Annotated in this window: 7 protein-coding genes and 1 tRNA gene; all 8 read left to right on the top strand. The window is 72.7% G+C overall.

Translation table 11 applies throughout. The annotated features are described in order from the left end of the window. Positions 1-59: 59 nt before the first annotated feature. The 8 genes from BH719_RS02760 to BH719_RS02725 all read left to right on the top strand — a co-directional run bounded on the left by BH719_RS02760 (position 60) and on the right by BH719_RS02725 (position 9349). On the top strand, positions 60-1094 hold the full coding sequence (locus BH719_RS02760; protein ID WP_034255176.1) for an NAD(P)H-dependent glycerol-3-phosphate dehydrogenase: 1035 nt from the start codon (positions 60-62) through the stop codon (positions 1092-1094). Positions 1095-1124: 30 nt separating this feature from the next. Continuing rightward, positions 1125-2261: a D-alanine--D-alanine ligase family protein gene (locus BH719_RS02755; protein ID WP_009743218.1), complete on the top strand. Its 1137-nt coding sequence runs from the start codon at positions 1125-1127 to the stop codon at positions 2259-2261. A gap of 124 nt (positions 2262-2385) precedes the next feature. Next, a complete protein-coding gene (locus BH719_RS02750) occupies positions 2386-3303 on the top strand; it encodes an ATP-grasp domain-containing protein (protein ID WP_009743217.1) in 918 nt (305 codons plus the stop codon). Between the two features lie 123 nt (positions 3304-3426). Then, positions 3427-3502, top strand: a tRNA-His gene (locus tag BH719_RS02745). Positions 3503-3667: 165 nt separating this feature from the next. After that, positions 3668-4114: a hypothetical protein gene (locus BH719_RS02740; protein WP_009743216.1), complete on the top strand. Its 447-nt coding sequence runs from the start codon at positions 3668-3670 to the stop codon at positions 4112-4114. After that, the gene (locus BH719_RS02735; protein WP_009743215.1) at positions 4114-4587 is read left to right on the top strand and encodes a YbjN domain-containing protein; all 474 of its coding nucleotides are present in this window, start codon (positions 4114-4116) and stop codon (positions 4585-4587) included. The genes BH719_RS02740 and BH719_RS02735 overlap by 1 nt, the downstream gene beginning before the upstream one ends. 2 nt (positions 4588-4589) lie before the next feature. Beyond that, the gene (locus BH719_RS02730) at positions 4590-6395 is read left to right on the top strand and encodes an HSP90 family protein (protein ID WP_009743214.1); all 1806 of its coding nucleotides are present in this window, start codon (positions 4590-4592) and stop codon (positions 6393-6395) included. Continuing rightward, complete coding sequence (locus tag BH719_RS02725) at positions 6392-9349, top strand: hypothetical protein (protein WP_009743213.1); 2958 nt, start codon at positions 6392-6394, stop codon at positions 9347-9349. Before BH719_RS02730 ends, BH719_RS02725 begins: the two co-directional genes overlap by 4 nt. Positions 9350-9396 lie beyond the last annotated feature (47 nt).

The raw sequence follows: 9396 nt of genomic DNA, 5'->3' as shown, positions 1-9396 counted from the left end.
GGGAGCGCGGACCCGCCCAGTCGATGCCCCGCGCGATGGGACCGAGTACCCTTGGGGGCATGAGCGAGGAGAACGGGTACGAGCGCGTGGCAGTCCTGGGGACGGGCGCGTGGGGAACGACATTCGCCAGGGTGGTGGCCCACGCCGGCGCGGCAGGGGTCACGGTGTGGGGGCGCAACGCGGCCGTGGTCGAGTTCATCAACGACGGCGAGAACCCGGCGTACCTGCCCGGCATCGAGCTGCCCGGCTCCGTGCGCGCCACCACCGACCTGCGCGGCGCGGTCTCCGGCGCCGACCTGGTGGTCGTCGCCGTGCCCGTCAAGGCCGTGCGCCCCACGATGGAGGCCGCCGCCTGCGCGATCGACCCGGGGGCGGGCGTGCTCTCCCTGGCCAAGGGCATCGAGCTGTCGTCCTTCAAGTGCGTGGACGAGATCATCGCCCACAGCGCCGGCGTCGACGAGGACCGCATCGCCGTCCTGTCCGGGCCCAACCTCTCGCGCGAGATCGCGGAGGAGAACCCGACGGCGACGGTGATCGCCTCGGAGAACCTGGAGCTGGCCAAGCGCGTCGCCTCGACGTGCCACACCCCGTACTTCCGCCCCTACGTGTCGACCGATGTGATCGGCACTGAGATAGCGGGCGCCACGAAGAACGTGATCGCCGTGGCCATCGGAGCGGCGCAGGGGATGGGCCTGGGCATCAACACCCGGTCGACGCTGCAGACCCGGGGCCTGGCGGAGATGACCCGCCTGGGGACCGCGCTCGGGGCGGACCCGGCCACCTTCGCGGGGCTGGCGGGCATCGGCGACCTGATCGCCACGTGCTCGTCGCGCCTGTCGCGCAACTTCTCGCTGGGGCACCGCATGGGGGAGGGGATGGGCCTGGAGGAGGCCCTGGAGCGCTCGCCGGGCGTCGTCGAGGGCGTGGCGTCGGCGCGCCCGATCCTGCAGCTGGCCCGCGGGGCCGGTGTGGACATGCCCATCACGGAGGCCGTCGTCCGCGTCGTCGAGGGGGACGCCACCATCGAGGACATGGGCCACATGCTGCTCTCGCGCCCCCGCAAGATGGACGGGTGGAAGATCACGTTGGTCTGAGCCGTCCCCGGATGCCGCTACTCTTGAGGCATGACTGACTTCGAACGCCCACGCGTCCTCATCGTTTTCGGCGGCCGCTCCAGCGAGCACGAGGTCTCGTGCGCGACCGCCGCGGGTATCCTGAGGGCCATCGACCGCGACAAATGGGACGTGGTCCCCCTGGGGATCACCAAGGACGGGCAGTGGGTGCCCGCCAGCGACGACCCCGCGCTCCTGGAGTTCAAGGACGGCAAGGGGCAGAGCGTCGAGGCGGGGGCGACGCGGGTGGCGCTGACCCCCGGGGGCGGCAGCCTGGTGGAGCTCTCCTACGACGGCGACCCCGCCGACCCGGGGGCCCGCGTGGTCGGCGCCCGCGACCTGGGCCGCGTGGACATCGTGCTCCCGCTGCTGCACGGCCCCTACGGCGAGGACGGCACCATCCAGGGCCTGCTCGAGATGGCGGAGGTCCGCTACGTGGGATGCGGGGTCGCCTCGAGCGCCGTCTCCATGGACAAGCACCTGACGAAGGTCGTGCTGGCGGGCGCGGGCATCGACGTGGGCCGCTGGGAGCTGATCACCCCGCTGCAGTGGGAGGCGGACCAGGGGGCCTGCCTCGAGCGCGCCGCCGCCCTCGGCTTCCCGGTCTTCGTCAAGCCCTGCCGGGCCGGGTCCTCCGTGGGCATCTCGAAGGTGGAGTCCCGCGAGGGGCTGGCCGTGGCCGTCAAGGAGGCCCAGAACCACGATCCGCGCGTCATAGTCGAGGCGGGCGTCGTCGGCCGCGAGGTCGAGTGCGGCGTGCTGGGGGGCCGCTCCGACTGGCGCAGCGCGACGGCGCCCCTGGGGGAGATCGAGGTTCCCGACGGTGAGTTCTACGACTACGAGCACAAGTACGTCGATGACGTGGTGGGCCTGGTGTGCCCGGCGGAGGTCGCCCCCGCCTACGAGGAGCGGGTGCGGGAGACAGCGCTGCGCGCCTTCGACGCCCTCGAGTGCGAGGGCCTGGCCCGCGTCGACTTCTTCCTCGACGAGGACAGCGGGACGGTGCTGGTCAACGAGGTGAACACGATGCCCGGTTTCACACCGATCTCCATGTTCCCCCAGATGTGGGCCGCCGCCGGGGTCGACTACCCGTCCCTCATCGACGCGCTGCTGGAAGAGGCGGCTGCGCGGACCGTCGGCCTGCGTTGAGAGGGCTCCCCGCCGCGGCGTACGGGGTGGTCGGCGCGTCCGCGGGAACGCCGCCGCTGCCGTGGGCCCCCGCCCCCGTGTGGAAGCCGCACGCGGGGGCGGCCGGGTCGGCTACCCTGGTCCTATGACCTCCAAGCCGAAAGTGACTCTGGTGACCTGCGCGTCGATGCCGAACCTCTTCCACGGCGAGGAGGGGCTGCCCGACGAACTCGCCCAACGGGGCTGCGACCCCCGGATCGCGGTGTGGAACGATCCCGATGTGGATTGGGACGACGCCGGGATGGTCGTCGTGCGCTCGGTGTCCGACTACGCGGCGGACCGCTCCGCGTTCCTGGAATGGGCCAGGGGCCTGCGCCGTGTGCAGAACTCGGCGGACGTGCTCGACTGGAACACCGACAAGCACTACCTGCGCGACTTGGCCGCGCGGGGCCTGCCCACCATCCCCACCTCCTGGCTGGAGCCGGAGCACGGCCTGTCCAAGCACCAGATCCACACGCGCTTCCCCGCTTTCGGCGAGTTCGTCATCAAACCCGCCGTGTCCTCGGGCGTGCGCGACATCGGGCGCTACACGACCCTGTCGATCTCCCAGAGGCAGGCGGCGATGCGCCAGGTGCAGTCCCTGCTGCGGGAGGGGCGCTCGGTCATGGTGCAGCGCTACATGGAGGAGATCGAAGTCCACGGCGAGATCTCGCTGGTGTTCTTCAACGGCCTGGTCTCCCACGCGGTTGAGAAGCGGGCGGCCCTGCACCCCGCCTCTGTCACCGATCCCACGGTCCACGAGGCGGTGGTCACCGCCGAGCCGGCCGACTCGGTCGCGTGGAAGTGGGGCGAGGAGATCCGCCGGGTCCTGCACGACTACGTCCGCGAGCGCAACGGGCACGACGACCTGCTGCTCTTCAACAGGGTGGATCTGGTCCCCGACGGGCAGGGGTCCTTCATGGTCATGGAGGTCTCCCTGGTGGACGCCGACCTCTACCTGGGGACGACCCCGCGGGCCCTGGGCAACTTCGCCGACGCGATCTCCGCCCGCGCCCACTGGTGAGGGGACGGCCCACCCCGTTGCGGCGCGTTATGGCGCACGCCACCACTGGTGCGGACCGCTTGATTTCCCTCCTGCCGGGGCGGGGTGCTAGTCTCTTCCCGTTGCCCTTTTGCGGGCCCAATGGTGGCTGTAGTTCAGTTGGTAGAGCACCTGGTTGTGGTCCAGGACGTCGCGGGTTCGAGTCCCGTCAGCCACCCCAGCGAAGCCCTTGGGACCAGTAGGTCCCAGGGGCTTTCCCGTTCCCGGGCCAGAGGATTGTGGGGCGCGGCCGCCACCGGACTCCGACTGTTTGCGCGGTAACTCCCTTGTCCCGGTGGGATACCGGGTCTAAAGTGGGTACGGAACATGAAAGGGGTCCGCACACATGAGCGCACAGCCACAGGTGACGACGGCGCGCATAGCGGACTGGCTGTGGAGCCAGGACCTGGGCTACACCATCGACGACGACCGCAATATCGTCCTCCGCTTCGAGGCGTTCACCATTTACATCTTCGTGGGCGCTGAATTCAGCGACCTGCTGCCCGTGCGCGGGTACTGGCGCCCCGAGCTGGCGGACACCGACCTCGAACGCGTCGACGCGCACATCCACCAGTACACGCTCGGCGGCGTGGTCGTCAAACTCGGGATCTCCAGGCGGGCGGCGCCGCCGCCGCGGCACCTGTTCGCCCAGACGACGGCGTTCATCGGGAAGGGCATGAGCAATGAACAGCTCGCGGACTACCTCAATATGGCGGTATCCGTGATCGGGGGAGCGCTGCAGGAGGCGGCGGAGGCGCTCCCCGACTTGGCCCAACGGCAGGGGGCCCGCTGATGGCATGGTGGACGGACCCGGACAACGCGGCCACGCCCCCCGTCACGATGGACCGCGTGGCCGCCTGGCTGGAGCGGATCGGCTGGGAGTACGAGCGCAGGAGGGGCGGGGACTACGACGAGATCCACACGGGGGCCGGGCGGACCCAGCTCCTCATCGAGATCCCCAATCCGCGCCTGCTCAGCGTCAGGGGGCGCGAAACGTACGGCACCGGGCACGGCCCCGGCGCCCAGGAGCGGGTGGCGGCCGCGGCTACCCAGGTCAACGAGTCCTGCTGGGTGCCCTCGCTCTTCGCCCTGCCCTCCCAGGGCGACGCGACCACCGTGGCGACGCGCGCGCTCGTCAACATCGAGGCGGGCGCGAACGACGAGCAACTGCACGACTACCTGGGCTTGATGACCACCACGACCGTGGAGCGCTTCAAAGCCCTGCGCGAGCTCCTGGGAATCGACGACGAAGAGGAAGCGGGGTAGGCGTGGCGCAGTTCCACGTCGACTTGCGGGGCATGGTCGACCTGCTCTCCCGCAACCTCTACTCCGGCCCCCGCGTCTACATGCGGGAGCTGCTGCAGAACGGGGTCGACGCCATCGCCGCCCGGCGCCAGCTGGAGCCGGACTGCCCCGCGCGCATCGTCCTCACCGTCGGGGACGGGGGCCTCGCCTGTTCGGACACGGGGATCGGCCTCACCGAGGAGGAGGCCGCCTCCCTGCTGTCCACCATCGGGGCCTCGTCGAAACGCGACGAACTGGGGCTGGCGCGCGCCGACTTCCTCGGGCAGTTCGGCATCGGGCTGCTCTCCTGCTTCATGGTGAGCCCGGACATCACCGTGGTGTCGCGCTCAGCCAGGGCGGGGGCCGACGGCGCCATCGAGTGGACGGGCAGCGCCGACGGCACCTACTGCGTGCGCCCCGCGCCCGCCCACGAGGCCCGGGGCCTCCCTCCCGGCCCCGGGACCCGGGTCGTCCTGCGCCCCTTCCCCGGCGAGGCGTGGATGGAGCCCGCCACCGTGCGCGCCCTGGTCGACGAGTTCGCCTCGCTGCTGGACGCCGATATCGAGGTCCGGGGCGGGGGAGCGGTCACCCGCCACGGCAGGGCCGTGCCCGTGTGGAGGATGGGCGGGCGCGACCGGGCCCAGTGGTGCCAGGAGAACCTGGGGTTCGCCCCCATCGACGTCATCGACTTCGACATCGCAGCGGCAGGGCTGCGCGGCGCCATTGCGATCAGCCCGCAGGAGGGGCGCGTCGGCGACGCGCGCCACACGGTCTACGCGAAGGGCATGCTGGTCTCGCGCAGCGCCTACGGGCTGGCGCCCCCGTGGGCGTACTTCGCGTGGGTCGTCGCCGACTCCGCGCACCTGCGCCTGACGGCCTCACGCGAGCAACTGGTCGACGACGAGGCGCTGGAGGACGCCCGGGCGGCGGTCGGCGAGCGGGTGCGCGCCTGGCTGGACGACCTGGCCCGGCACGCCCCCACGCGTTTCGCCGCCTTCGTCTCCGCCCACGCCATGGGCCTGCGGTCGGTGGCGACGACGGACGGGTTCGTCCTCGGACTGGTGGTCGAGCACGTCCCCTTCGAAACCACCCAGGGCCCCAGGACCCTGGCCCAACTGGCGGGCCTGGGCGTCCCGGTGCGCTACACGCGCACGGTCGACCAGTACCGCGCCCTCGCGGACGTGGCCGCCAGCCAGGGCGTGGTCCTGGTGAACGCGGGCTACGCCTACGAGGAGGAGGTGCTCTCCGCCTTCCTGGCCAGTCCCGCGCTGGGCGGATCAGGCGCGGACATCGCGCTCGTCGACCCCGCGCGCCTGCTGGACAGTTTCAGCCCGTGCTCCCCGACGGAGGAGGCCGAGGCGGCGGGCCTCATGCTCGCCGCCCGGCGGGCCATCGACCCCCGCGACTGCGAGGTCGTCATGCGGCGCTTCGAGCCCGCGACCATGCCCGCCCTGTACTTGCCCGACCCGGACCTGGCGGGCCGACAGGTCGCCCGCGCCTCGAAGGAGGCGGCCTCGGGAGTGTGGGCGCAGCTGCTGGGCATCGACGACCCCTTCGCGCGCACCCGGCCGCCCCGGATGGTCCTCAACCGCGCGAATCCACTGATTGCGCGACTGGCCGCCCTGGACGAGGGCGGGGCGGCCGCCGCCCAGGTGCTGCGCGGCCTGTACGTGCAGTGCCTGCTCCAGGGCCGCCAGGCGCTGGGCCCGAAGGAGCGCGCGTGGGCCGGGCAGGTCCTGGGGGCCCTCATCGACGCGGCGCTCGACCACCCACGGAAGGACGGACCATGACCACAGCCGACGACATCCGCCACAGGCTCGCACAGACCGGGGCAATGGGCTGGGGGCCCGCAAGGTCCGCCCAGGTGGCCGAGGCGGCCGCGTGGTCCCTGGACGTGGACGACTTGGGGCTGCGGGCCGACGCGCACCTGGCGCTGGCCGACGCCTACGCCTACGGCAACGAGGGCTGGAAGGCGATGGCGCCCTTCGCGTGGTGCCTGGCCGCCTTCGAGGAGCACCCGGAACTGCTCACCGGGCGCCGCCTGTTCCTCTTCGAATGGCGGTACAAGTGGATCGTGGAGTGCGCCGCTGACAACCCCCGTGTGCCCGTGGAGCAGGTCCGCCGCCTCATGGATGGCCTGGAGGGGTTCTACCGCGCGCACGGCGCCTCCATGCACACGGTGCACGGCGCTGCCGTGTACGTGGACCTCAGCCTCGGGGACATGGGGGCCGTCCGCCGCGACATCGCCGCTTGGCGCGCCATGGGGCGCGACCGCCTGTCCGACTGCGTGGCGTGCGACCCTGAGCGGCAGGTGATCGTGGCGAGCGCGGAGGAGGACTGGGAGCGCGCCGTGGCCAGCGCCGTGCCCGTCCTCAGCGGCGAGCTCGGGTGCTCCCACCAGCCCGCCAACATCCAGTCCTCCGCGCTGCTGGCACTGCTGGCCAGCGGACGGCCCAAGGCCGCGTGGGACGCGCACGTGCGCTCCTACCGCTTCCAGCGCCTCAACCCGAATTTCACGAACGGGTTGGCGCGGCACATGCAGTACCTGGCCCTGTCCGGCCACGTGGGCCGCGCCGTCAGGGTCCTGCGCGAGTCCCTGCCCTTCGCGTCGCGCGCCGACAGCGCCTTCTCCCTGCTCCTGCTGCTGCGCGGCGCCGCCGTGGTCCTGCGCGAGGCGGTGGCCGCGGGCCGCGGGGACGAGGAGCTCGGCGTGGAGGTCGCGGGGGACAGCCCCTGGTGCCCCGCCGAGGCGCTGGACGCGGCCGCGACGCTGTCCCAGGCGCAGGCGCGGGTCCGCCAATGGGCCCTCGACGTCGCCGGGCTCTTCGACGAGCGCAACGGCAACGGATTCATCACGTCGTGGACCGCGCGCGAACTCGACCGCCCCGCTTTCAGCGCCGCCGCGGACGCCTTCGCCGACGCGGGGATCGGCCTGCTGGAGGCCGGCGAGCAGCTGCCCGAGGGCGAGCGCCTCGCCGAGGACGGGACCGTGGTGCCGGCCGAGCCGCCGGCCCCCGCGAACGAGCGGCTGGCGGGCGACGACGACGCGCCGCCCTACCCCGCCGTCGATACAACGCGCCCCGCCCCCCTGGCGGGCGCCGAGGACGCGCTGGAGCGCTACGCCGCGGCCTTCCTCGACCCTGGCGACGGGGCGGAGGGCTCCTTCGTGGTCGACCAGGCGTGCGCCCGGGGCTTGGGCCCGCAGCTGGAGGCGATGGACGGGCGCGACATCGAGCGCTTCATGCTGCTGGCATCGATGCGCCGCAACGTCGGGGACCACGACGGAGCGTCCCAGTGGCTCCGCGAGGCGCGGGGCGCCGTGGCCGGTGCGCTCGACCGCGCCAGCGGGGATCCGGGTGCCGGGGCCGACGGGTACTGCGCGTGCGTGCTGCGCGCGCTGGGCGTCCTCATCGACGCCTCCTTGCTGAGGGAAGCGCGTCCCAGTGGGGGCGTCGTCCTGAGGGACGAGCGCGTCGAAGAGGTGCGGCGCCTCGCCGACACCGCCCTGGCCTGCGCCGCGGAGGATTGCGGACCCGCCCAGTCCGGCGCGCACGCGGCCGCTGTCTCCTCCGCCCTCTCCGTGATCGCGGGGCTCGCGTCCTCGGTGGGCGACCACGACTGCGCCGGATCCGCGCTGGAGGGCATGGAGGCGCTCGTAGGACGCGCTGAGCACCGCCGTGACGCGGAGGACCTGGTGCGCCTCAACCGCGCCAGGGTCCTGCTGGAACGGGGCAGGACCTACCAGGCGTGCGCCGCCGCCTACGAGGTGGTGCGCGGCCACGACCCGTGCCCCCCGGTCACCGCCATGCGGGCCAGGAAGGTCATCGCGGACGCCTCCGACGCAATGGCGGAGTTCCGCGAGGCCATCGCCCAGCTCCGCGAGATCGTCAACGTCTGCCTGGCCGTCGGCATGCCCGTGCGCGCCGCCTCGGCCCTGCGGTACCTGGGGGAGGTGCTCCTACGGGACGAGCGCCGCCTGGAGTGCGCCGAGGTCGTCGAGTCCGCCCTTGGCCTCGTGGAGGGGTGCGGGCGCACCCCGCTGGAGTACGCGCTGCGCGAGACCCTGTGCCGGGCCCTCATGGGCCTCGGCGAGCACCAGGGCGTGTTCGACAACTCCCGCGAGCTGGCGCAGCGGGACATCGAGGGCGGCGACCGGGGCGCCGCGGCGTCCCACCTGCGGCGCGCCGCCGAAGCCGCCGAGGCCCTGGAAGACCGCGATGGGGCGGTCCGCGCCTACACGGAGGCCGCCTGCCTCCACGACGGCGACGGCCTGGCCGACCGCGTGCTGCGGGGGCGCTGCCTCCGCGACGCCGCGAGGACGGCCATCAGGGGCCTCGCCCAGGAGGAGGCCCGCCTCCGCCTCGACGAGGCGCGGGCCCTCATGGAGCAGTCGCGCGCCGCGATCGCGCCCCTGGGCGATGACGGCGACTACTCCAGCGCTTACGAGATGGGGGCCTGGCACGACCAGTACGCGGCGTTGCTCGCAGCCAGTGGTGAATTCGGCGAGGCCGTCGAGCACTGCGAGGCCGCGTGCGCGGGGTACATGGTGAAGAACGACCTGGAGGCGATGGCGCGTCCCCTGCACTGCATGCTGTGGTGCCTGGAAAGAACGGGCGACACAGACGGGTGCCGCGCCGTGATCGCCCGCATCCGGCAGGTGTACGCCGCTCCCCGTTGGAAGGACCAACGGCCGCTGCGGTACGCTGCCGTGGTGGAGCAGAGGCTGGAAGGCGGGGAGCTGTGAAGGGCGCGGGACGCCGGGCGGCGCTCGGCGGGACCGGGCTGGGCGGG

Origin of the sequence: Pauljensenia hongkongensis, from assembly GCF_001746855.1 — a bacterium.
GTDB classification, from domain to species: Bacteria; Actinomycetota; Actinomycetes; order Actinomycetales; family Actinomycetaceae; genus Pauljensenia; species Pauljensenia hongkongensis.
This window is presented reverse-complemented; position numbering and strand designations above follow the sequence as displayed.